General features: G+C 72.6%; 21 protein-coding genes. 10 read left to right on the top strand and 11 right to left on the bottom strand.

What is annotated here, in order from left to right:
* Window positions 1-20: 20 nt before the first annotated feature.
* The 3 genes from AC156L_RS36025 to AC156L_RS36015 form a co-directional block, all read right to left on the bottom strand.
* Window positions 21-875: a 3-oxoacyl-ACP reductase gene (locus AC156L_RS36025; protein WP_330877661.1), complete on the bottom strand. Its 855-nt coding sequence runs from the start codon at window positions 873-875 to the stop codon at window positions 21-23.
* 13 nt (window positions 876-888) lie between these two features.
* Window positions 889-1974, bottom strand: coding sequence for a Zn-dependent alcohol dehydrogenase (locus AC156L_RS36020; protein ID WP_330877660.1), 1086 nt, complete (start codon window positions 1972-1974; stop codon window positions 889-891).
* Window positions 1975-2066: 92 nt separating this feature from the next.
* Window positions 2067-2258 (bottom strand): ferredoxin, encoded by a 192-nt coding sequence (locus AC156L_RS36015; protein WP_330877659.1) that lies wholly within the window; start codon window positions 2256-2258, stop codon window positions 2067-2069.
* 85 nt (window positions 2259-2343) lie between these two features.
* Between AC156L_RS36015 and AC156L_RS36010 the strand changes: the two genes are divergently transcribed.
* Window positions 2344-3528: an acyl-CoA dehydrogenase family protein gene (locus tag AC156L_RS36010; protein ID WP_330877658.1), complete on the top strand. Its 1185-nt coding sequence runs from the start codon at window positions 2344-2346 to the stop codon at window positions 3526-3528.
* A gap of 13 nt (window positions 3529-3541) precedes the next feature.
* Window positions 3542-4657: an acyl-CoA dehydrogenase family protein gene (locus AC156L_RS36005; protein WP_330877657.1), complete on the top strand. Its 1116-nt coding sequence runs from the start codon at window positions 3542-3544 to the stop codon at window positions 4655-4657.
* Between the two features lie 21 nt (window positions 4658-4678).
* On the opposite strand, the gene AC156L_RS36000 is transcribed toward AC156L_RS36005, so the two are convergent.
* Window positions 4679-5782 (bottom strand): NAD(P)H-dependent flavin oxidoreductase, encoded by a 1104-nt coding sequence (locus AC156L_RS36000; protein ID WP_330877656.1) that lies wholly within the window; start codon window positions 5780-5782, stop codon window positions 4679-4681.
* A 9-nt stretch (window positions 5783-5791) separates the two neighbouring features.
* A complete protein-coding gene (locus AC156L_RS35995) occupies window positions 5792-7405 on the bottom strand; it encodes an acyl-CoA synthetase (protein ID WP_330877655.1) in 1614 nt (537 codons plus the stop codon).
* A 75-nt stretch (window positions 7406-7480) separates the two neighbouring features.
* Here AC156L_RS35995 and AC156L_RS35990 point away from each other — a divergent pair, with 75 nt between their 5' ends.
* A complete protein-coding gene (locus tag AC156L_RS35990; protein WP_330877654.1) occupies window positions 7481-8278 on the top strand; it encodes a crotonase/enoyl-CoA hydratase family protein in 798 nt (265 codons plus the stop codon).
* 425 nt (window positions 8279-8703) lie between these two features.
* On the opposite strand, the gene kstD is transcribed toward AC156L_RS35990, so the two are convergent.
* The 3 genes from kstD to AC156L_RS35975 form a co-directional block, all read right to left on the bottom strand.
* Window positions 8704-10413, bottom strand: a complete 1710-nt coding sequence (kstD, locus tag AC156L_RS35985) for a 3-oxosteroid 1-dehydrogenase (RefSeq protein WP_330877684.1) — start codon at window positions 10411-10413, stop codon at window positions 8704-8706.
* A 75-nt stretch (window positions 10414-10488) separates the two neighbouring features.
* Window positions 10489-12486, bottom strand: coding sequence for an AMP-binding protein (locus AC156L_RS35980; protein WP_330877653.1), 1998 nt, complete (start codon window positions 12484-12486; stop codon window positions 10489-10491).
* A gap of 32 nt (window positions 12487-12518) precedes the next feature.
* Window positions 12519-13574, bottom strand: coding sequence for an LLM class F420-dependent oxidoreductase (locus AC156L_RS35975; RefSeq protein WP_330877652.1), 1056 nt, complete (start codon window positions 13572-13574; stop codon window positions 12519-12521).
* 63 nt (window positions 13575-13637) lie between these two features.
* On the opposite strand from AC156L_RS35975, the gene AC156L_RS35970 reads away from it, so the two are divergent.
* Genes AC156L_RS35970 through AC156L_RS35950 form a run of 5 tightly spaced genes read left to right on the top strand, consistent with a single transcriptional unit; the run spans window position 13638 to window position 18140 of the window.
* Window positions 13638-14588: a Zn-ribbon domain-containing OB-fold protein gene (locus AC156L_RS35970; RefSeq protein ID WP_330877651.1), complete on the top strand. Its 951-nt coding sequence runs from the start codon at window positions 13638-13640 to the stop codon at window positions 14586-14588.
* 17 nt (window positions 14589-14605) lie between these two features.
* Window positions 14606-15661 carry a thiolase domain-containing protein gene (locus AC156L_RS35965; protein ID WP_330877650.1) on the top strand — a complete coding sequence of 352 codons (1056 nt, stop codon included), beginning with the start codon at window positions 14606-14608 and terminating at the stop codon, window positions 15659-15661.
* Window positions 15661-16818 carry a thiolase domain-containing protein gene (locus tag AC156L_RS35960; protein ID WP_330877649.1) on the top strand — a complete coding sequence of 386 codons (1158 nt, stop codon included), beginning with the start codon at window positions 15661-15663 and terminating at the stop codon, window positions 16816-16818. The genes AC156L_RS35965 and AC156L_RS35960 overlap by 1 nt, the downstream gene beginning before the upstream one ends.
* Window positions 16815-17684 (top strand): TIGR03619 family F420-dependent LLM class oxidoreductase, encoded by an 870-nt coding sequence (locus AC156L_RS35955; RefSeq protein ID WP_330877648.1) that lies wholly within the window; start codon window positions 16815-16817, stop codon window positions 17682-17684. Before AC156L_RS35960 ends, AC156L_RS35955 begins: the two co-directional genes overlap by 4 nt.
* Window positions 17685-17696: 12 nt before the next feature.
* Window positions 17697-18140: a nuclear transport factor 2 family protein gene (locus AC156L_RS35950; protein WP_330877647.1), complete on the top strand. Its 444-nt coding sequence runs from the start codon at window positions 17697-17699 to the stop codon at window positions 18138-18140.
* A 58-nt stretch (window positions 18141-18198) separates the two neighbouring features.
* Here the strand turns inward: AC156L_RS35950 and AC156L_RS35945 are convergent, their stop codons facing one another.
* Window positions 18199-19425 carry a cytochrome P450 gene (locus AC156L_RS35945; protein ID WP_330877646.1) on the bottom strand — a complete coding sequence of 409 codons (1227 nt, stop codon included), beginning with the start codon at window positions 19423-19425 and terminating at the stop codon, window positions 18199-18201.
* A gap of 144 nt (window positions 19426-19569) precedes the next feature.
* Between AC156L_RS35945 and AC156L_RS35940 the strand changes: the two genes are divergently transcribed.
* Window positions 19570-20700, top strand: a complete 1131-nt coding sequence (locus AC156L_RS35940; RefSeq protein ID WP_330877645.1) for a steroid 3-ketoacyl-CoA thiolase — start codon at window positions 19570-19572, stop codon at window positions 20698-20700.
* Between the two features lie 217 nt (window positions 20701-20917).
* Here the strand turns inward: AC156L_RS35940 and AC156L_RS35935 are convergent, their stop codons facing one another.
* Window positions 20918-21781: an SDR family oxidoreductase gene (locus tag AC156L_RS35935; RefSeq protein WP_330877644.1), complete on the bottom strand. Its 864-nt coding sequence runs from the start codon at window positions 21779-21781 to the stop codon at window positions 20918-20920.
* A complete protein-coding gene (locus AC156L_RS35930; RefSeq protein ID WP_414719964.1) occupies window positions 21778-22530 on the bottom strand; it encodes an SDR family oxidoreductase in 753 nt (250 codons plus the stop codon). The genes AC156L_RS35935 and AC156L_RS35930 overlap by 4 nt, the downstream gene beginning before the upstream one ends.
* A 77-nt stretch (window positions 22531-22607) precedes the next feature.
* On the opposite strand from AC156L_RS35930, the gene AC156L_RS35925 reads away from it, so the two are divergent.
* The gene (locus AC156L_RS35925) at window positions 22608-23357 is read left to right on the top strand and encodes an enoyl-CoA hydratase family protein (RefSeq protein ID WP_330877642.1); all 750 of its coding nucleotides are present in this window, start codon (window positions 22608-22610) and stop codon (window positions 23355-23357) included.

Genomic DNA, 23357 nt, shown 5'->3' with positions numbered 1-23357 from the left:
GCTCCTCCTCGAACGCGGGATCAGGACAGGGAAAGCGTCTCGGTGCAGGCGAACGTCCGCCGGGGGTCCCTGGCCGCGAAGTGGGCGGCGAGGTCCTCGGTCGAGTCGAACCGCCGCTCCACGGTGGGCGGGGCCATCAGCGCGATCACGCCCCCGTGCACGACGAAGACCTGGCCGCTGATCGCGTCGGCGGCCGGGGAGGCGAGGTGCGCGACGAACGCCCCGACGTGCTCCGGCGCGAGGGGGTCGACGCCGTCGCGGGGCCCCTCGCCGAAGACGTGCTCGGTCATGGCGGTGCGGGCGCGCGGGCAGATCGCGTTGGCGCGGACGCCGTAGCGGGCCAGACCCTGCGCGGTCGACAGGGTCAGCGCGACGATCCCCGCCTTGGCCGCCGCGTAGTTCGGCTGACCGGCCGGGCCGAGCAGGAACGCCTCCGACGAGGTGTTCACGACCCGCCCGTACACCGGTCCGCCCGTCTCCTTGGCGCGGGCCCGCCAGTAGGTCGCCGCCGCGCGGGACACGAGGAAGTGGCCGCGCAGGTGCACCCGCAGCACCAGGTCCCAGTCGTCGTCGGAGGTGCTGAACAGCATCCGGTCCCGCAGCACGCCCGCGTTGTTCACCACGACGTGCAGGCCGCCGAAGTGCTCGACGGCCGCCGCGAGCAGACCGTCCGCGGTGGCCCGGTCGCCGACGTCGCCCTCGACCACGACGGCCTTGGCGCCGAGCCGCTCGACCTCCTCCACGACGGTGTCCGCCGCGCCGGGGAGGTCGTTGAGGACGACGTCCGCGCCCGCACGGGCCAGCGCCAGCGCCTCCGCCCGGCCGAGCCCGGCGCCCGCGCCGGTCACGACCGCCACCTTGCCCGCGAGGTCCACGGTGGACGCCCTCCTAGTCGAAGATGATGACCTGGCGGACGGAGGCGCCACCGCCGCGCAGCACCTGGAGCCCCTCGTTGACGTCCTCCAGGCGGATCCGCTTGCTGATCATGGACTCCACGTCGAGCCGTCCCGCGCGCCACAGCGCCACCAGGCGCGGCACGTCCCGGCGGACGTTCGCCGTGCCGTAGAACGACCCGTGCAGGGTCTTGTCGTGCAGGAACAGCTCCTGCGCGCTGAACTCGACCATCGCGTCGGCCCGGCCCGCGCCCACGATCACGACGTGGCCGCCGCGCCGGGTGACGTCCCACGCCGACCGGATGGTGGCGGGCAGGCCGACGACGTCGAAGCCGTAGTCGAAGCCCATGCCGCCCACCAGCGACTGGTTCAGCTCGGCGAGGCCCTCGGGGGTGGTGGCGTGCGTCGCGCCGAAGTGCTTGGCCACCTCGTGCTTCTCCACCACCGGGTCCACCGCGATGATCCGGGCCGCGCCCGCGAGCCGCGCGCCCTGGATGACCGAGACGCCGACACCGCCGCAGCCGATGACCACGACGTCGGACCCCGCCTCGACCTTGGCGGTGTTGAGGACCGCGCCCACGCCGGTGATCACGCCGCAGGCGATCAGCGCGGCGATCTCGAACGGCACGTCGTCGTCGATCCTGATCGCTCCGGCGGCGGGCACGACCAGTTCCTCCGCGAACGTGCCGAGCCCGGCGTAGCCGAAGGCCGGGTTGCCGCCGACCAGGAAGCGCGGGGAGGTGAACGCCGCCATGGCGTGCACGATGCACAGGTGCGTCTCGCCGCTGACGCAGTTGCGGCAGGTCCCGCAGGGCGGCACGAACGTCACCACGACGTGGTCGCCGACGGCGAGCGAGGTCACCGCGCTGCCGACCTCGACGATCTCGCCCGCGCCCTCGTGGCCGACGACGCCGGGGGCGAGCGCGGGCAGGGTGCCGTTCATCGCGGAGAGGTCGCTGTGGCAGATCCCGCACGCCCTGACCCTGATGCGGACCTCGTCGGGGCCCGGTGCCGTGGTGGTCACGTCGTCGCGGAGTTCGAGCTTGTCGTCGCCGATCTGGTTCAGCACGGCTGCCTTCACCGGTATCACTCCTCGTCGAGTTCACGGCTGAGCTGGATACAGGGCACACTAGAATCTGTTCTCATTCATCACAAGGTCCATCCGTGTGCGCCCTACTCGGCGAGCCGCAGGGCGTTGCGCGGGCACGCCGCGACCGCCCTCCTGGCCGGTTCCACCTCCCCCTCGGCCAGATCACCGGGTCGCACCTGCAACACCTCGTCGTCGTCGAGGTCGAAGACGTCCGGGAGGACCCCGACGCAGACGCCGTTCGCCTCGCACAGCACCGGGTCGACGCTGACCTTCACGACTACCTCCCCTGAGCCCTTCACACTGAACTAGAACTCGTTCTAGAGTAGTGGTCGCTTCGCATCCCGAGCCAGCGGAGGACGCATGCACATCGGGTACACGCCCGAGCAGGAGGACCTGCGCCGGGAACTGCGGAGCTACTTCGCCGCGCTGATGACCCCGGAGCGCCGGGAGGCCCTCACCTCGGGCGACGGCGACTACGGCGATTCCGCGACGTACAAGGACACCGTCCGCCGGATGGGGCACGACGGCTGGCTCACCCTCGGGTGGCCCGAGGAGCACGGCGGGCGCGGCCGTCCCACGATCGAGCAGCTGATCTTCGTGGACGAGGCGGCCGTCGCGGGCGCGCCGGTGCCGTTCCTGACGATCAACTCGATCGGGCCGACGATCATGGCCTTCGGCACGCCCGAGCAGAAGGCCCGCTACCTGCCGGGGATCGCGCGCGGCGAGACCCACTTCGCCATCGGCTACTCCGAGCCCGAGGCGGGCACCGACCTGGCCGCGCTGCGCACCCGCGCCGTCCGCGACGGCGACGAGTACGTGATCACCGGGCAGAAGATGTGGACCAGCCTCGTGCAGTACGCCGACCACGTGTGGCTGGCCTGCCGCACGGACCCGGAGGCGCCGCGGCACAAGGGGTTGAGCATGGTGGTCGTGCCGACCGACTCCCCCGGCTTCTCCTGGACGCCCGTGCGCACGATGGCCGGGCCGACCACCAGCGCCACCTACTACCAGGACGTGCGCGTGCCCGTGGCGAACCGGGTCGGCGCGGAGAACGAGGGCTGGAAGCTCATCACCAACCAGCTCAACCACGAGCGCGTGGCGCTCAGCTCGGCCGCGCCCCTGCAAACCGCGCTCCAGGAGGTGCGGGAGTGGGCGCGGTCGACCACGCTGCCCGGCACCGGCGACCGCGTGGTCGACCAGGAGTGGGTGCGGCTGCACCTGGCCCGCGTGCACGCGAAGACCGAGTACCTGAAGCTGCTGAACTGGAAGATCGCGACCGACGCCGAGCGGGCGCCGAACCCGGCGGAGGCGTCGGCGACGAAGGTGTTCGGCACCGAGTTCGCGACCGAGGCGTACCGGCTGCTGATGGAGGTGCTGGGCGCGCACGGCGTCGTGCGCGCCGGGTCGCCGGGGGCGCTGCTGCGCGGCCGGGTCGAGCGGATGCACCGGTCGTCGCTGATCCTCACCTTCGGCGGCGGCACCAACGAGATCCAGCGGGACATCATCGCGAGGGTCGGCCTCGGCCTGCCCGCCGCCCCGCGCTGACCGGGAGGACCGCATGGACTTCACACCGACCGAGGCGACGCTCGAACTGGCGGGCCTGGCCCGCGACATCCTGGCCGACCACGTGACCGCGGCCCGGCTGCGCCAGGTCGAGGCCTCCCCCGGCCACGTCGACCGCGCGCTCTGGGCGGACCTCGCCGAGGCCGGGGTGCTGTCCGCCGCGCTGCCCGAGGACGTGGGCGGCGGCGGGTTCGGGCTGCTGGAGCAGTGCGGCGTCCTGGTCGAACTGGGCCGCGCGGTCGCGCCCGTGCCGTACCTGCCGTCGATCGCGGTGGCCGCGTCCGCGCTGGCCGCGTTCGGCACCGCCGAGCAGCGGGAGGCGTGGGCGAAGCCGACCGCCGCCGGGGAGCTGCTGCCGACCGCGGCGCTCGTGGAGGAGCTGGACGACGGCACGGGCACCCCCGCCACCACCGCCGAGCACGGGCCGGACGGGTGGACGCTGACCGGTGCGAAGACCACCGTGCCGTGGGGTGCGGTGGCGGACCTGTTCCTCGTCCCCGCGACGACCTCGCGGGGCACGGCGGTGTTCCTGGTCGACCCGCACGACGAGCGCGTGACGGTGGCCGGGCAGCGGGTCGTGGACGGCGACGACACCGCGTGGCTCGAACTGGCGGGCGTGCGGCTGGGCGAGGACCGGCTGCTCGGCTCACCGGGCGACGGGACAGCGCGGTGGCTGGTCGCGCGCGCCACGGTCGGGCTGTGCGCGCTCCAGCTCGGGATCACCGAGCGGGCGCTGGAGCTGACCGCCGAGCACGCCCGCACCCGCGTGCAGTTCGACCGGCCGATCGGCAGCTTCCAGGCGGTGTCGCAGCGGCTGGCCGACGCGTTCGTCGACGTGGCCGCGATCCGGCTGACGCTGTGGCAGGCGGCCTGGCGGCTCGCCTCGGACCTGCCGTGCGACACGGAGGTCGCCACGGCCAAGTTCTGGGCGGCCGACGCGGGGCACCGGGTGGCGCACACGGCCGTGCACGTCCACGGAGGACAGGGCATCGACGTCGAGCACGGCCTGCACCGGTACTTCACCGCCGCCAAGCGCGTGGAGTTCGACCTGGGCGGCGCGACCGCGCACCTGCGCGGGATCGGGGCGGCCCTGGCCGCGCACCCGGCGTGACCAGGGCCCCCGCGTCACGCCTCAGCGCAGCTTGCCCAGCCGGTCGACCGCCTCGTCGGCCTCGCGCAGCAGCGTCGCCATGACCTCGGCGACCGGGCGCACCTCGTTCATCCGCCCGACGACCTGGCCGACCGGCATGGAGACCACCTCGGGGTCGTCGGACCTCGCGATGCGCTGGTGCGCCTCGCTGACCAGCAGGTTCTGCAAGGGCATCGGCAGCGGCGCGGGGGCGTCCGCCTCCGCCCACGCCTGCGTCCACCTGGTCTTGAGCAGGCGGGCCGGTTTCCCGGTGTAGATCCGGGTGCGCACGGTGTCGCTCGACCCGGCGGCCAGCAGCGCGCGCTGGGTGGCGGAGCCCTGCCCCGTCAGCGCGTACTCGGCGGTGGTGAGCCAGTACGAGCCCATCCACACCCCGGAGGCGCCCAGCGCGAGCGCGGCGGCCATCTGGCGGCCGGAGCCGATGCCGCCCGCGGCGAGCACCGGCACCCGGTCGCCGACGGCGTCGACGATCTCCGGGACGAGGACCATCGAGGCGACCTCGCCGGTGTGACCGCCCGCCTCGTAGCCCTGCGCCACCACGATGTCGACGCCGTTGTCCACGTGCCTGCTCGCGTGCTCGCTCCTGCCCGCGAGCGCGGCCACGGGGATCCCGTGCTCGTGCACCCGCTCGACCACGTCGTCCGGCGGCGAGCCGAGCGCGTTCGCGACGAGCCGGACGGGGTGCTCCAGCGCCACGTCCACGTGGGACCGCGCCACGGAGTGCAGCCAGCCGAGCACGCCCGCGCCGGACTCCTCGTCGGCGGGCAGCGGGGGCACGCCGAGCTTCTGGAGCGTCCGCCGCACGAAGTCGCGGTGCCCCTGCGGGATGAGCTCGTCGAGGTCGAAGGACGTGCCCTCGGTCGGCACGGTCGCGGGCATCACGATGTCCACGCCGTAGGGCCTGCCGTCGGTGTTCTCGTCCATCCACGTCAGCGCGCGGTCGAGGTCGGCGGCGTCGTTGAAGCGCACGCACCCGAGCACGCCGAGCCCGCCCGCGCGGCTGATGGCCGCCGCCACGTGCTCGGACGGCGTGAAGCCGAGGACGGGGTGTTCGATGCCCAGCGTGTCGCACAGGGGCGTGCGCATGGATCCTCCTCAGCCCGGCAGCGATGCCGTCGCGTGGTCGTCGGCGTGGCGCTTGGCCCACTGGTAGTCGGGTTTGCCGCTGGGGAGCCTCGCGATCTCGTCCACCAGCCACACGCTCCGGGGCACCTTGTAGCCCGCGATCTCCCGCCGCACGTGGGTGTCCAGTTCGGACAGGTCGGGCGCGCGGCCCGGCCGCGGCTGCACCAGCGCGCCGACCCGCTGCCCGAGCCGCTCGTCGGGCACGCCGATGACCAGCGCGTCGAAGACGTCGGGGTGGGACTTCAGCGCGGCCTCCACCTCCTCGGGGAAGACCTTCTCCCCTCCGGTGTTGACGCACGTGTTCCCCCTGCCCAGCAACGTGATCGTGCCGTCGGCCTCGAACCGCGCGTAGTCGCCCGGCACGGTGTACCGCTTGCCGTCGACCTCCTGGAACATCGCGGCGGTCTTCTCGGGGTCCTTGTAGTAGCCCAGCGGGACGTTGCCGCCGCGGGCGAGCCTGCCGACGACCCCGGTCTCCGGCGCGAGCCGACGCCCGTCGTCGTCGATGACGATGGTGTCGTCGTTGAGCTTCACCCTCGTGCCGTCGGTCTTCCGGACCTGCTTGGACACCGCCCCGATGCCGGTGGAGCCGGTCTCGGACGCGCCGATCGACTCCAGCAGCGTCACGTGCGGCAGCGCCTCCAGGTACTGCTCCTTGACGGTGTGCGAGAACAGCGCGGCGCTGCTGTTGATGATGCCGAGGGAGGAGGCGTCGTACCGGCCGGAGCGGAACTCCTCGATCATGGGCCTGGCCATGGCGTCGCCGACGATCACGGCCACCTGGACGCCGTGCCGCTCGACCGCCCGCCACACCTCGGCCGGGTCGAACTTGGGCACGAGCACGACGGTGCTCCCGGAGAACAGCGCGCCGAGCACGGCCCACTGCGCGGCGCCGTGGATCATCGGGGGCAGGCAGAGCCGGACCAGCCCGTAGTCCTTTCCCTGCCGGGCCTGGTGCCACTCGTCGGTGACGTGCTCGCCGGTGACGAAGTCGATGCCGCCGCCGAGCACCCGCCAGACGTCCTCGTGCCGCCACATCACGCCCTTGGGCATCCCGGTGGTGCCGCCGGTGTAGAGGATGTAGAGGTCGTCCCCGCTGCGCTGCTCGAAGTCCCGCTCGGGCGAGGCCCCCGCCAGCGCCGTCTCGTAGTCCACACCGCCGTGGCCGGAGGCGTCGGCGTCCGACTCGTCGTCGATCACCACGGCGTGCCGCAGCCGGGGCACCGTCGGCAGCACCTGCGCCACGAGGTCGGAGTAGCGGCGCTCGTGCACCAGCGCGACGAGGTCCGACTGGTCAAACAAGTACTGCAACTCGTTCTTGGTGTAGCGGTAGTTCACGTTGATCGCCACGGCCCTCAGCTTGTACACGGCGATCATGGCCTCCACCAGTTCGATGGAGTTGCGCGCGTACAGGCCGACGTGCGAGCCGGGGCCCACACCGTTCAAAGCCAGGTGGTGGGCCAAACGGTTCGCGCGCTCTTCGAGCTGCGCGTAGGTTGCCTTCCGCTCGCCGCAGAGGAGTGCGACGCGATCCGGAACGATGTCAACGGCGTGCTCGACGAGATCTGCGACGTTGAGGGCCATGTCGCGAAAGTAGAACGTGTTATCGTTGTGGACAATCCCCCAGGCGGTCAGACTCGATCCAGGAGGCCCTCGGAGATGACGTCGCAGGTAGCTGAGGAACCGCATTGCCTCGTCGAGCGGGTGGGCCCCGTCCTGGTCGTCACGATGAACCGGCCGGAGGCGCGCAACGCGCTGTCCGGGCCGATGATGGAGCTCATGCTCTCGGCGTGGGACCGGGTGGACTCCGATCCGGCCATCCGGGCGTGCGTGCTGACCGGTGCGGGTGGCGCGTTCTGCGCCGGGGCCGACCTGAAGGCCATGAACCGCAAGCACCCCGGTGACAGCTTCGGCGACGCCGACCTGTCGGTGATCGAACCCCTGCTGAAGGGGCGGCGGCTGACGAAGCCGCTGATCGCGGCGGTGGAGGGGCCCGCCGTGGCGGGCGGGACGGAGATCCTCCAGGCGACCGACATCCGGGTCGCCGGGGAGAGCGCCCGGTTCGGCGTGTCGGAGGCCAGGTGGGGGCTGTTCCCGCTGGGCGGGTCCGCGGTGCGGCTGCCCCGGCAGATCCCGTACACCGTCGCGGCGGAGTTGTTGTTGACCGGACGGCACATCCTGGCGCCCGAGGCGCTGCGGATCGGGTTGATCGGGCACGTCGTGCCCGACGGGACGGCGCTGGACAAGGCGATGGAGCTGGCGTCGCTGATCGCCGCGAACGGGCCGCTGGCCGTCGCGGCGATCCTGCGGACGATGCGGGAGACCGAGGGGATGCCCGAGGAGGAGGCCTTCAAGGTGGACGCCCGGTTGGGGGTGGAGGTGTTCCGCAGCCAGGACGCCAAGGAGGGGCCGGTGGCATTCGCGGCCAAGCGCCGACCGGACTTCCGCGGAATCTGAGACCCGTGAGGCTGGGGTCACGCGAGGAATGCCCGACAGGGGCGTGGCCACGACGGAACCGGCAGGCACAGCACCCGACCACCACAGGCCGGAAGCCACAGCACCCGACCACGACGGAACCGGCGACCACGGCCCTGGACCGCGACAGAACCGGAAGCCACACCACCGGACCCACGACGGAACCGGAAGCACAGCACCCGACCACGAGGGAACCGGCGGCCACGGCCCTGGACCGCGGCCGATGCGACTTGGGGTTCTTGGCGCTGGAATTGGTCGGGCGGCAAGCTTTCCACCTGCCGTTTCGGCCCGACTAGCGCCAAAAAGAGGGGCCCCAGGTCACATCGGCCACCCACGCCGGAACTCGCGGTCGCGGCCGACCACGCTGGAACTCCCTCTCGACCGCACCAGAACCACACGCCGAACACTCACCCCGCAGAACGATCCGCGATGTCGTTCGCCGCGACGTACCCGAAGGTCATGGCCGGACCGATGGTCGAGCCCGCGCCCGCGTAGCTGCGGCCCATGACGGCGGCGCTGGCGTTGCCCGCCGCGTACAGGCCGGGGATCACCGTGTCGTCCGGCCGCAGCACCCGTGCGCGGGCGTCCGTGCGCATCCCGCCCTTCGTGCCCAGGTCGCCGGGGACGATCTTGAACGCGTAGTACGGCGGCGCCCACAGCGGTGCCAGGCAGGAGTTGGGGATCACGGCGGGGTCGGTGTAGTAGTGGTCGTAGGCGCTGTCGCCGCGGCGGAAGTCGGTGTCCTGGCCCGTTCTCGCGAACCCGTTGAACCTGCTCACCGTGGCCTTCATCGCGGCAGGCGGGACGCCGATCGCCGTGGCCAGACCCTCCAGGCTCCAGTTCTTCACCACCGCACCCGACCGGTACCAGGAGTCCGGCAGCGGCAGGGTGGGCGCGATGTCGGCGAACAGGTAGCGGTTGCGGTAGTTCTGGTCGACGACCAGCCACGACGGGATGCACGGGGTGGCGGGGTTCCGGTCGTACATGACGTGCACGACGTCGCCGTACGGGGCGGCCTCGTTGACGTAGCGCTGCCCCGCCTGGTCGATGATCAGGCCGCCGGGCAGGGTGCGTTCGGCGAGGCAGAAGTAGGGCGAGTCGGGGGTGGGGATCGCCGGGCCCCACCACGCGTCGTCCATCAGGTCCAGGGCCGCGCCCGCGCGCTCGCCCGCGCGGTGGCCGTCGCCGGTGTTCTCCCTGGCGCCCACCGACCACTGGGTTCCGATCGGCTGCCGCTGGTACTGGGCGCGCATGGCCGCGTTGTGCTCGAACCCGCCGGAGCCCACGATGACGCCCCGCCTGGCCCTGATCAGGCCCTGGGCGCCGTCCTTGCGCACCACCACACCGGTGACCGCGCCGCCCTCGACGTTCAGGTCCACCAACGGGGTGTTGAGCCAGACCGGGACGTTCGCGGCCATCAGGCCCGCGCGCAGGCCGCCCGCCAGCGCCTGCCCCATCGTGAGGGGTTTCTGGCCCAGCAGCGCCGCCCTGGTCCCCCTGGCCAGCGCCGCCGTCGCGACCGCGAGCCCCTTGGCGTTCACCAGGGACAGGGCCAGCCACTTGTAGTCGGCGCCGAACACCACCATGCCCGCGGGCGTCGCCAGGTACGGCGGGTTCAGGTTCGCCAGCTCCGAGCCGAGGACGTTGCCGTCCAACTGGTCCGGTTCGATCGACCGGCCGTTCGGCAGGCCTCCCGGCAGTTCCGGGTAGTAGTCGCTGTAGCCCTCCATCCACCGGAACCGCAGCGGGCTGTTGCGGACGACGAACGAGATCATGGCCGGACCGTGGGCCAGGAAGGCCTGCCTGCGCGCGGCGGGCACGCCCGCGCCGACCACGGCGGCGAGGTAGGCGCTCGCCTTCTGCGGGGTGTCCGGAACGCCCGCCGCCAGCAGCACCTCGTTGTTGGGGACCCAGATGCCCGCGCCGGACCTCGCGGCCGAACCGCCGAAGGTCGCGGCCTTCTCGACCACCACGCAGCTCAGCCCGCGCTTCGCGGCCGTCAGCGCGGCGGTCATCCCGGCCGCGCCGGAACCGACGACGACCACGTCGTACTCCCCCAGCGGCGGGGCGCTCGCGTCGACCTCGGCGCTCGCGTCGGCGGGGACGCCGCCGACCAGGCAGGCGGCCAGCGTGAGGCCCGCCCCGGCGAGGACCTGGCGGCGGGTGGGCGGTCCTTCGGGTGGGGGCACGGGTCAGCGCTCCGGTGACGTGGTGGCGGGGAAGGCCTTGCGGTGGTCCCAGCTCGCGACGCGGGTCGGCCGGAAGGTCACCGCCACGCGCTTGGCCATCGCGCGGCGCACCCCCTCGCCGCTCGCGTCGTCGACCGGGCCGATGGTGCGGGCCACGACGGCGTCCACGACGCGGGCCACGTCGGCCGGGTCGTCGGAGACCTCGGCCGTGCCCTCCAGGAACACTCCGCGCAGCTCCTCGTACGCCTCGCCGGCCTCGACCAGCGCGCTCATCCTGGGGTCGCGGCGCAGGTTCACGACCTTCTGCGAGGAGCGGTCGGTGCAGAACACGATGTCGCCGTCCAGCACCGCGAACCACATGGGCGCGAGGTGCGGCACCCCGGACCTGCCCAGGCTCGCGACGACCAGCGTGCGCTGCTCCAGGAGGAACCCGTCGACCTCGGCCCGCGTCATCCTGACCCGGTCGCGGCCACGGGTCTTCGTCCAGTACGGGTCGCGCAGCCTGCGCTTGTACAGCTTGCCGTTGGGGTCGCGCGGCAGCTCCTCGACGTAGTCGACGGTGCGCGGCAGCTTGAACTTCGCCAGCCGCCGCGCCGCGAACGCGAGCAGGTCCTCGGTGAACTCGGCACCGGGCCGCACGGGCTGGACGACGGCCTTGATCTCCTCGCCCCAGTCCGGGTGCGGCACGCCGAACACCGCGACGTCGGCGACCTCGGGGTGGCACGCCAGCTCGCCCTCGATCTCGGCCGGGTAGATGTTGACCCCACCGGAGATGATCAGGTCGCTCTTGCGGTCGCAGAGGAACAGGTAGCCGTCCTCATCGAGGTACCCGACGTCCCCCAGCGTGAACAGGTCGCCCAGCCGCGAGGAGCGGGTCTTCTCCTCGTCCCGGTGGTACTCGAAGGTGGCCGTGCCCATCCGCATGTAGACCAGGCCGCGCTCACCGGCGGGCAGCTCGTTGCCGTCCTCGTCGAAGATCTGGACCACCGACGACGGCCACGGCAGGCCGACCGACCCCGGTTTGCGCAGCCACTCCTCGGCGCTGATCGCGGTGCCGCCGCCCTCGGTGGCCGCGTAGTACTCGGTCACGACCGGCCCCCACCAGTCGAGCATCCGGCGCTTGACCTCGATCGGGCACGGGGCCGCGCCGTGGATCATCACGCGCAGCGACGAGAGGTCGTAGCGGGACCGGACGTCGTCGGGCAGGGCCAGCAGGCGGTGGAACTGGGTCGGCACCATGTGGCTGTGGGTCACGCGGTGGCGCTCGATCAGCCGCAGCATCTCCTCGGGGTCCCAGTGGTCCATCAGGACCGCGGTGTGCCCGAGCTGGATCGAGATGACGACGAAGTTCAGCACCGCCGTGTGGTACATCGGCGACCCGCACAGGTGCACGTGCGAGTCGAACGGCTTGAGGCCGAAGATGCCGAAGAACCAGGCGGCCGACGGCGGGACCACGTCGGGGTCGGCTCCGGTCAGCGGCCTGCGCACGCCCTTGGGGCGGCCGGTGGTGCCCGAGGTGTAGAGCATCGGCGACCCCGTGGTGCGGACGTCGGGGCGGATCGCCGGTTCGCCCTCCCCCAGCTCGCTCAACGGCCGGAAGCCGGGGACGTCGCCGACGGCGAAGCACGCGTCCGGCGCGAGTTCGGCCCGCGCGGCGGCGTCGGCCGCGACGTCGGCGAACCGCTCGTGCGCGACGAACGCCTTGGCGCCGCTGTCCCGCACGAGGTAGGCGACCTCGGGGCCGACGAGGTGCCAGTTGACCATGACGACGTACAGGCCGGTCTGCACCGCGGCGAAGTAGACCGCGACCAGCTCGGCGCTGTTGGGGAGCATCAGCACGACGCTGTCGCCCGGTCGCAGCCCCATGGCCTGCAACCCGCGCCCGTACCGGTCGGCGGTCGCCGCCAGGTCGCGGTAGGTGGTCCCGCGGCCCGCGGGGTCGACCAGCGCGCACCGGTCGGGGTCCGCCGCGGCGATGTTCCACAGTCCCTCGGAGGTCACGTGAGCACTCCCGTCCTCGCGGCTACCTCACCTCAAATTAGAACGTGTTTCACTAGTTGGCAAGCGTCCGCGACGGCCTGGATCGACGCCACGTCGCGGCAGCCCACGATCACCGTCGACACCCCGGCCGCGCTCCACCCGGCGAGGTCGGCTCGCACCTGCTCGGCCGTGCCGACGATCGAGATCTCGGCGATCAGCTCGTCCGGCACCGCCAGCGCCGCCTCCTCCTTGCGGCCTGCCGCGAACAGCCGCCCGACGTCGTCGACCACCTCGCGGTACCCCATGCGGGAGAACAGCTCCGCGTGGAAGTTCATCCCCGGCGCGCCCATCCCGCCCAGGTAGAGCGCCATCACGGGCTTGATCCGCGCCCGGACGCCGACCGGGTCGTCGGTCACCACGACCTGGCACGTGGCGGCGATCTCGAAGTCCCGCCTGGTCCGCCGCGCGCCGGGCTTCGCGAACCCCTCCGCGAGCCACTCGTCGTACATCGGGGCGAGCCTGGGCGCGTAGTAGATCGCGAGCCAGCCGTCGGCGATCTCGGCGGCGAGCGCGACGTTGCGCGGACCCTCGGCGCCGAGCCAGATCGGCAGGTCGGCGCGCAGCGGGTGGGTGATGGGCCGCAGCGGCTTGCCGAGCCCGAGTGCGCCGGGCCCCTGGTAGGGCAACGGGTAGTGCGGGCCCGCGTTGCTCACCGGCCGCTCGCGCGCGAGCACCTGCCGGATGATCGACACGTACTCCCTGGTCCTGGCCAGGGGCTTGCCGAACGGCGCCCCGTACCAGCCCTCGACGACCTGCGGCCCGGACACGCCGAGACCGAGCACGAACCGGCCGCCGGACAGGTGGTCCAGGGTCAGCGCGTGCATCGCGCAGGCCGCGGGCGTGCGCGCCGACATCTGCACCACGGACGTGCCCAGCCGCACCCGCGAGGTGGACGACCCCCACCAGGCGAGCGGCGTGAACGCGTCCGACCCCCAGGCCTCCGCGGCGAACACCGCGTCGAAACCGGCCTCCTCGGCCGCCTTCACCAACGCCGCCGCGTCACCGGGGGGCTGCGCGCCCCAGTACCCGAGCTGTAGCCCCACCCTCATGCCGAACCTCCTCGGTCACCTGGCATCTTGCCACGAAATCGAGAACCTGTTTCACTTTGATTCGTGACCAAGCCGCTCAGCGCTCCACTAGAGGTTGGCTTCGACTACACGCGCTCGCTCGGCCCCACGCTGGGCCGGTTCATGACGGCGCTCCGGCAGCGGCGGGTGACCGGTGTGCGCGGCTCGGACGGGCGCGTGCACGTACCGCCCGCCGAGTACGACCCGGTGACCGCCGAACCCCTGACCGAGGTGGTCGACGTGGCGTCGACCGGTGTCGTGCGGAGCTGGTCGTGGGCGGCCGAACCGCTGGAGGGCCAGCCGCTCGACCGGCCGTTCGCCTGGGCGCTGGTCCAGCTCGACGGGGCGGACACCGCGCTGCTGCACGCCGTGGACGCCGGGTCGCCCGACCGGATGCGGACGGGGATGCGCGTCCGGGTGCGGTGGGCGGAGGAGCGGGTCGGGGCCGTCACGGACATCGCGTGCTTCGAACCGTCCGACGAACCGGCGCCGGAGCCGCTGGCCGACGACGGCGAGCCGGTCACCATGATCACCAGCCCGGTGCGGCTGCACTACCGGCACACCGCGTCGGCGGAGGAGAGCTCCTTCCTGCGCGGCCTGGCCGAGGGCAGGCTGCTCGGCCAGCGCTGCCCGGCCTGCGGCAAGGTCTACCTGCCGCCCAGGCCCGCGTGCCCGACCGACGGCGTGCCGACCACCGACGAGGTGGAGCTGACCGACCGCGGGACGGTGACGACCTTCTGCATCGTCAACGTGCCGTTCCTCGGGCAGCGGATCACGCCGCCGTACGTGGCGGCCTACGTGCTGCTGGACGGCGCGGACATCGCGTTCCTGCACCTCGTGCTCGGCTGCGCCGCCGACGAGGTGCGGATGGGGATGCGCGTCGAGGCCGTGTGGAAACCGAGGGAGGAGTGGGGGCCGACGTTGCAGAACATCGACCACTTCCGCCCCACCGGCGAGCCGGACGCGCCGTACGACACCTATTCGCAGCACCTGTGACGAGAGGAGGTCGGCCCATGCCGGACGTCGCGGTCGTCGGCTTCGCCCAGACGCCCTGCGTGCGCAGGACGACCGGAACCACCAACGGTGTCGAGATGCTGGTGCCGATCTTCCAGGAGGTGCTGGGCGGGCTCGGACTGTCCACACCGGACATCGGGTTCTGGTGCTCGGGGTCGTCGGACTACCTGGCGGGGCGGGCGTTCTCGTTCGTGTCCGCGGTGGACGCGATCGGCGCGTTCCCGCCGATCGTCGAGTCGCACGTGGAGATGGACGCCGCCTGGGCGCTCTACGAGGCGTGGGTGAAGATCCTCACCGGCGAGGTCGACACCGCGCTGGTCTACGGCTTCGGCAAGTCCTCCGCCGGACACCTGCGCCGGGTGCTGGCCCTCCAGCTCGACCCCTACCTGGTGACGCCGCTGTGGCCCGACTCGATCGGGTTGGCGGGCATCCAGGCCAGGCTGGGCATCGAGGGCGGGCTGTGGAGCGAGCGCGCCATGGCCGAGGTCGCCGCCCGCAGCCGGTCGGACGCGCGGGCGAACCCCCTGGCCCAGTTCTCCGGCGAGGTCGACGTCGACGACCTGCTCGCCGCGCCCTACCTGGCGGACCCGCTGCGGGCGCACGACTGCGCCCCGATCACCGACGGGGCGGCGACGATCGTGCTGGCGTCCGGCGACCGGGCCCGCGAGCTGTGCGAGCGACCGGCGTGGATCACCGGCATCGACCACCGGGTCGACTCGCCGAGCCTGGGCGGGCGCGACCTCACCACCTCGCCGTCCACCGTGGCGGCGGGGAAGGCCGCGGGCGCCGACGGGGTCGCGGTGGCGGAGCTGCACGCGCCGTTCAGCCACCAGGAGATCCTGCTGCGCCAAGCGCTCGGGCTCGGCGACGAGGTCAGGGTCAACCCCTCGGGCGGCACGCTCGTCGGCAACCCGATGTTCGCCGCCGGACTGGCGCGGATCGGCGAGGCCGCGCGGCGGGTGCTGGACGGGGAGGCCGAACGCGTGCTGGGGCACGCCACCAGCGGACCGCTGCTCCAGCAGAACCTGGTCTGCGTGATGGAGGGACGGGACTGATGGCCGGGCAGCAGGCGGCCGTGGTCGGCACCGGCCAGACCCACCACGCCGCGAAGCGACTGGACGTGTCCATGGCCGGGCTGTGCCGCGAGGCCGTCGACCGCGCGATGGCCGACGCGGGCGTGGACTGGGGCGACATCGACGCCGTCGTGGTCGGCAAGGCGCCGGACCTGTTCGAGGGCGTGATGATGCCCGAGCTGTTCCTGGCGGACGCGCTGGGCGCGGGCGGGAAACCGCTGCTGCGCGTGCACACCGCGGGCTCCGTCGGCGGCACCACGGCGAACGTGGCGGCGAGCCTCGTGCAGGCCGGGGTGCACCGGCGGGTGCTGGCCGTGGCGTTCGAGAAGCAGTCGGAGTCCAACGCGATGTGGGCGCTGTCCGTGCCGATCCCGTTCACCATGCCGGTGCACGCGGGAGCGGGCGGCTACTTCGCGCCGCACGTGCGCTCCTACATCCGCCGCTCCGGCGCGCCGGAGCACGTCGGCGCGATGGTCGCGGTGAAGGACCGGCGCAACGGCTCCCGCAACCCGCACGCGCACCTGCGCCAGCCGGACATCACGCTGGAGTCGGTGCGGGCGTCGAAGATGCTGTGGGACCCGATCCGCTACGACGAGACGTGCCCGTCGTCGGACGGCGCGTGCGCGATCGTCCTGTCCGACGAGCCGACCAGCGGTGCGGCGGCGTGGATCCACGCCACGGCCCTGCGCACCGAGCCGACGACGTTCGCCGGGCGCGACCAGGTCAACCCACGGGCGGGCCGGGACGCCGCCGCGGCGCTGTGGAAGCAGGCCGGGATCACCAACCCGCTGGCGCAGGTGGACGTCGCCGAGATCTACGTGCCGTTCTCCTGGTTCGAGCCGATGTGGCTGGAGAACCTCGGGTTCACCGACGAGGGCCAGGGCTGGAAGCTCACCGAGGCGGGCGAGACCGAGATCGGCGGACGGCTCCCGGTGAACCCGAGCGGTGGCGTGCTGTCGTCGAACCCGATCGGCGCGTCCGGGATGCTCCGGTTCGCCGAGGCGGCGAGGCAGGTGATGGGCCGCGCGGGCGACCACCAGGTCGACGGGGCGCGCACGGCGCTGGGGCACGCCTACGGCGGCGGTTCCCAGTTCTTCGCGATGTGGGTCGTCGGCTCGGAGAGGGCAGGTGTGCGATGAAGTTCAGCGTGGGCATCGCGATGAGTCCGCTGGACCAGTTGACCGAGCTGGCCAGGACGGCCGAGGAGTGCGGCTACGACTCGGTGGCGCTGCCGGACTCCCTGTTCTTCTCGGAGAAGGTGTCCGCCGAGTACCCGTACACGCCGGACGGCTCGCGGATGTGGAACGAGGAGACGCCCTGGGTCGACCCGATGGTGGCCGCCGCGGCGATGGGCGCGGTCACCGAGCGGATCCGCTTCTACACCCAGGTGCTCAAGCTCGGGTCGCGCAACCCGCTGCTGCTGGCCCGCCAGGTCGGCTCGGTGGCGAACCTGACCGGTGGCCGCTTCGGGCTCGGCGTCGGGATCGGGTGGGCGCCGGAGGAGTTCGAGTGGTGCGGCGCGCCCTACGAGGGCCGCGGCAGGCGGGCCGACGAGATGATCGAGGTGCTGAAGCTCGTGCTCGGCGGCGGCATGGTCGAGCACCACGGGGAGTTCTTCGACTTCGACCGGCTGCGGATGAGCCCGGCGCCCGCGGACCCGGTGCCGTTCTACGTCGGCGGCCACACCCCCGTGGCGCTGCGCCGGGCGGCGCGGGTCGGCGACGGCTGGACGTCGGCGATGATCAAGTTCGACGACCTCCGGTCCGTGATCGACAAGCTGGCCGTGCTGCGGACCGAGTACGGGCGCGCCGACGAGCCGTACGAGATCCAGGCCGTCTGCATCGACCGGTTCGGCCTCGACGGCTACCGGCAGCAGGCCGAGATCGGCGTGACGGACGCGATCGTCGTCCCCTGGCTGTTCTACGGCGTGGGGTTCGACGGCGCGCTGGCGGCGAAGAAGGACGGCCTGCGGCGGTTCGCCGACGAGGTCATCAGCCGGATGTGAGGAGTGGGCGGCATGTTGGTGGACGCGATCACCTGGACCGCATCGGAGGTCGAGCACCCGGCGCGCACCGCGTCGTGGCGGTCGATGGAAGCGGTGGTCAAGGGGGCCAAGGACGAGTGGCTGGCGCTGTTCGCCGACGACGCCGTGGTGGAGGACCCGGTGGGCCCGTCGATGTTCGACCCGGAGGGCAAGGGCCACCACGGCCGGGAGGGCCTCTCGGCGTTCTGGGACCTCGCCATCGCGCTGGCCGAGCGGTTCGAGTTCGCCGTCCACGACTCGTTCGCCACCGGCCACGAGGTCGCGAACGTCGGCACGATCAGCGCGTTCCTGCCCGGTGGCAGCCGGATCGACACCGACGGGGTGTTCGTCTACCGGGTGGGTCCCGACGGCCTGATCCGGTCGATGCGCGCGTTCTGGGAGGTCGACCGCGCGATGGCCACGATCCGGCAGGTCTGACCCCGGACGCGGGAACGGCCCGGCGCCCCGAGCGGGCACCGGGCCGTTCCTCCGCGCGTCACGAGTAGTGGACCTGGAACTCCTTGATCCCGTTGAGCCACCCGGACCGCAGCCTGCGCGGCTCGGCGGCCTGGCGGATGTCCGGCATGTGGTCCGCGATCGCGTTGAAGATGAGGTCGATCTCCAGCCGGGCGAGGTTGGCGCCGAGGCAGAAGTGCGCGCCGCTGCCGCCGAACCCCAGGTGCGGGTTCGGGTCGCGGGTGATGTCGAAGCGCTCGGGGTGGTCGAACACGGTCTCGTCGAAGTTGGCGGAGCTGTAGAACAGGCCCACCCGCTGACCCTTCCGGATCGGCACGCCGCCGAGTTCGGTGTCGGCCAAAGCCGTGCGCTGGAACGACATCACCGGCGTCGCGAAGCGCACGACCTCGTCGGCGGCGGTCTTGGGGCGCTCGGCCTTGAACAGCTCCCACTGGTCGGGGTGGTCCAGGAACGCCTTCATGCCGTGCGTGATGGCGTTGCGCGTGGTCTCGTTGCCCGCGACGGCCAGCAGCAGCACGAAGAAGCCGAACTCGTCGGAGGCGAGCCCGACCCCGTCCACGTCGGCCTGGACGAGCTTGGTCACGATGTCGTCCATCGGGCAGCCCCTGCGGTCCTCCGCCATCGTCCAGGCGTAGCCGAGCAGCTCGGTGGCGGCGGCCATCGGGTCGCGGTCGTACTCGGGGTCGTCGTAGGAGATCATCTCGTTCGACCAGTCGAAGATCTTGCGCCGGTCGGTCTGCGGGATGCCGATCAGCTCCGCGATGGCCTGGAGCGGCAGCTCGCAGGCGACGTCCGTGACGAAGTCGCCGCTGCCCTTGGCCAGCGCGGTCTCGACGATCCGGCCCGCCCTGGCGTTGAGCGCGTCGCGCAGGTTGCCGATCGCCCTGGGGGTGAACCCGCGCGACACGATGCCGCGCAGCTTCGTGTGCACGGGCGGGTCCATGTTCAGCAGCACCAGCCGCTGCATCTCGATCCGGTCGCGCGTCATGCCGTCCTCGAACCGGATGATCGCGGTGTTCTCCCAGCTGGAGTAGAGGTCGCTGTTGCGCGACACCTCCTTGACCTCCGCGTGCCGCGACACGACCCAGTAGCCGTCGTCGTCGAAGCCGCCCCGGTCGGTGGGCTGGGGGTTCCACCACACCGGCGCGGTCCGCCTCAGCTCGGCGAACTCCTCCACCGGGATCCGGGTCGCGTACATATCGGGGTCGGTGAAGTCGAAGCCTGCGGGTATGCGGGGTCCGGTCACAGCTACCTCCTACACCCAGATATGTAACACGTTCTATTCGATTCAAGCACAGCCACCTGCGATATTGAAGCCCTCAACGGGGCATCCTTGCCCAGATCAAGAACGTGTTCTAACTTCAGCGTGGCGCGGCGAGAGGAGTTCGACGTGGGTCATCCGGTGATCGTGGAGGCGGTTCGCACCCCCATCGGCAAGCGTGGCGGATGGCTCGCCGGTCTGCACGCCGCCGAACTCCTGGGCGCGGCCCAGCGCGCCGTCGTCACCCGTGCGGGGGTGGACGCGGACGTGGTCGAGCAGGTCATCGGCGGCACCGTCACCCAGGCGGGTGAACAGTCCAACAACATCACCAGGACGGCCTGGCTGCACGCGGGCCTGCCGCGGGGGACGGGGTGCACGACCGTCGACTGCCAGTGCGGCTCCGCGCAGCAGTCGACCCACCTGGTCGCGGGCCTCATCGCCGCGGGCGCCATCGACGTCGGCGTGGCCTGCGGCGTGGAGGCGATGAGCCGGGTCCCGCTGCGCAGCAACACCGGCGGCGACGCCGGGAAGCCGCGGCCGGACAGCTGGTCGATCGACCTGCCGAACCAGTTCGTGGCGGCGGAGCGGATCGCCGTCCGGCGGGGGCTCGGCCGCGAGGAGGTCGACCGGTTCGGCGTGCGCTCGCAGGTGAGGGCGGCGCGGGCGTGGGAGGAGGGCCGGTTCACCCGCGAGGTGGTGCCCGTGGAGGTGGACGGCGGCACGGTCGACCGCGACCAGGGACTGCGGGAGACCCGGCTGGAGTCGCTGGCCTCGCTCAAGCCCGTCCTGGAGGACGGCGTGCACACGGCGGGCACGTCCTCGCAGATCTCCGACGGCGCGTCGGCCGTGCTGCTGGTCGACGAGGACTGGGCCAGGGCGCACGGGCTGCGCCCGAGGGCGCGGATCGTCGCCCAGTGCCTGGTGGGCGCGGAGCCGTACTACCACCTGGACGGACCGATCGCCGCCACCTCCCGCGTGCTGGAGCGCAGCGGCATGAAGATCGGTGACCTGGACCTCTTCGAGGTCAACGAGGCGTTCGCGTCGGTCGTGCTGTCCTGGACGGCCGTGCACAAGCCGGACCTCGACCGGGTGAACGTGAACGGCGGCGCGATAGCGCTGGGGCACCCGGTGGGCAGCACCGGGACCCGGCTGATCACCACGGCGCTGCACGAGCTGGAGCGCAGGGACGCGACCACGGCGCTGATCACGATGTGCGCGGGAGGGGCCCTCTCCACCGGCACGATCATCGAACGCCTCTGACCCCTGCCCGGTCGGCTCGTCGGGTGTCGCAGGCCAGGCGCCGCAGGCCGCCCCGGCCACGGGTTCACGCCGGCCGACTCCGCAGGCACCGCGAGCCAAGCACCGCCGACGCCCCGGCCACAGGTTCACGCCGGCCGACTCCGCAGGCGTCTCGGGCCAAGCACCGCCGACGCCCCGGCCACGGGTTCACGCCGGTCGGTCCCCTGGGCGTCGCGGGTCAGGCGCCGTAGACCGGCTCGGCCGTCTGCCCGCTCAGCAGCCGCCGGACCACCGGTCCCAGTTCGGCGGGCTCCCAGCGGGCTCCCTTGTCGACCTCGGGCCCGTGCCGCCACCCCTGGGCCACCGCTATCCGGCCGCCGTCGACCTCGAACACCCGCCCGGTCACGTCCGCGGACTCCGCGCTCCCCAGCCACACCACCAGCGGTGCCACGTTCTCCGGCGCCATCGCGTCGAACCCGCTCTCGGGCGCGGCCATGGTCGAGGCGAACGTCGACTCCGTCATCCGGGTGCGGGCGGCCGGGGCGATGGCGTTCACGGTCACGCCGTACCGCCCCAGTTCGGCGGCGGCCACCAGGGTCAGGCCCGCGATGCCCGCCTTGGCCGCCGAGTAGTTCCCCTGCCCCACGCTGCCCAGCAGCCCGGCCCCGGAACTGGTGTTCACCACGCGCCCGTCCACCGCGCCGCCCGCCTTGGCCACGGCGCGCCAGTACGCGGCGGCGTGGCGCAGCGGTGCGAAGTGCCCCTTGAGGTGCACGCGCACCACGTCGTCCCACTCCTGCTCGGACATCGTGACCAGCATCCGGTCGCGCAGGAACCCGGCGTTGTTGACCAGCACGTCGAGCCCGCCGAACGACTCCAGGGCCGTGCGCACGAGCCTGCCCGCGCCGTCCCAGTCCGCGACGTCGTCGGTGTTGACGACCGCGCGGGACCCGATCTCCGCCGCCACGGCGTGCGCGGCCTCGGCGGACACGTCGTTGACCACCACCCGCGCCCCGGCCGCGGCGAACGCGAGCGCGTGGGCGCGGCCGATCCCCCGCCCGGCCCCGGTGACGACCACGACCCGATCGGCGCACAGGCTCATGTCGCCGCCGCCCCGAGGTACGCGGGCACCTCTCCCCCGCCGTGCACCAGGAGGCTGGCCCCGGTCACGTAGGACGCCGACGGCGAGGCCAGGAACACCGCGCACCCGCCCACCTCGTCCGGCTCGGCGAGCCTGCCCAGCGGCACGGTCCGCCCCACGGCGGCGACCCCGGCGGCGTCGCCGTAGTGCAGGTGCGACGACTCGGTGCGCACCATCCCGACGGCCAGGGAGTTCACCCTGACCTTCGGTGCCCACTCGACCGCGAGACTGGCCGCGAGGCCGTCCAGCCCGGCCTTGGCCGCCCCGTACGCGGCGGTGCCGGGCGACGGCCGCCGACCGCTGACGCTGCCCACCATCACGATGCTGCCACCGCTCTCCTGCCTCTGCATCACCTCGTTGGCGACCTGCGACACCAGCAGCGGAGCGACCAGGTTCAGCTCGACGACCTTCCGGTGGAACGCGGGTGAGGCGTCGGCCGCCAGCGCGAACGGCGCCCCGCCCGCGTTGTTCACCACCACGTCCAACCGCGCGTGCCGCTCCACGACCTCCGCCACCAGCCGCCGCACCAACTCGGGGTCGCGCACGTCGCAGGGCAGGAACTCGACGCCGGGCACGGCCGCGTCCGGAGCCCGCCGGGCGCACGCGACGACCACGGCCCCGGCCTTCAGGAACGCCCGGCTGATCCCGGCGCCGACACCGCGAACCCCACCGGTGACCAGGACCACCGCTCCGTCGAGGTCGAACCCCACGCGCACCTCCGACCCTATCCCGGCCGCCCGAGCACTGGTAAGTTACCAAGCAATCGCTTGGTTCGGAAGGCGGCGCGATGGGAATCTCCAGCAGCCACACCGAAGGCGGCGTCACCGTCGTCACCCTCGACTTCCCCCCGGTCAACGCCGTGCCGTCCGGGGGCTGGTTCGCGCTGGCCGACGCCGTGCGCGACGCGGGCGACGACCCCGCCACGCACGTGGTCGTGCTGAGGGCGCAGGGTCGGGGGTTCTGCGCGGGCGTGGACATCAAGGAGATCCAGCGGTCCGAGGACCGCCAGGCGGTCCTGGCCGTCAACCGGGGGTGCGCCGCGGCGTTCGGCGCGGTCTACGACTGCGCGGTGCCGGTCATCGCCGCCGTGCACGGCTTCTGCCTGGGCGGCGGCATCGGGCTGGTCGGCAACGCCGACGTGGTGGTCGCGTCGGACGACGCCACGTTCGGCCTGCCGGAGGTGGACCGCGGGGCGCTGGGCGCGGCGACCCACCTGTCCAGGCTGGTGCCGCAGCACCTGATGCGCGCGCTCTACTACACGGCCCGCTCGATCGGCGCGGCCGAGCTGCACCACCACGGCGGCGTGTACCAGGTCGTCCCCCGCGAGGAGCTGGACGCGGCGGCGCTCGCGCTGGCGCGGGAGATCGCGAGGAAGGACACCAGGGTCATCCGCCGCGCCAAGGAGGCGATCAACGGCATCGACGCGCAGCCCGTGCGCCGCGACTACCGGTTCGAGCAGGGCTTCACCTACGAACTCGACCTCACCGGCGCGGCGGACGAGGCGCGACGGGCGTTCCTGGACGGCAAGGCTCGCTGA

The sequence above is a fragment of the Umezawaea sp. genome (assembly GCF_057122925.1).
Note: the sequence above shows the minus strand (reverse complement) of the source record. Positions and strands in the feature narration are given on the sequence as shown.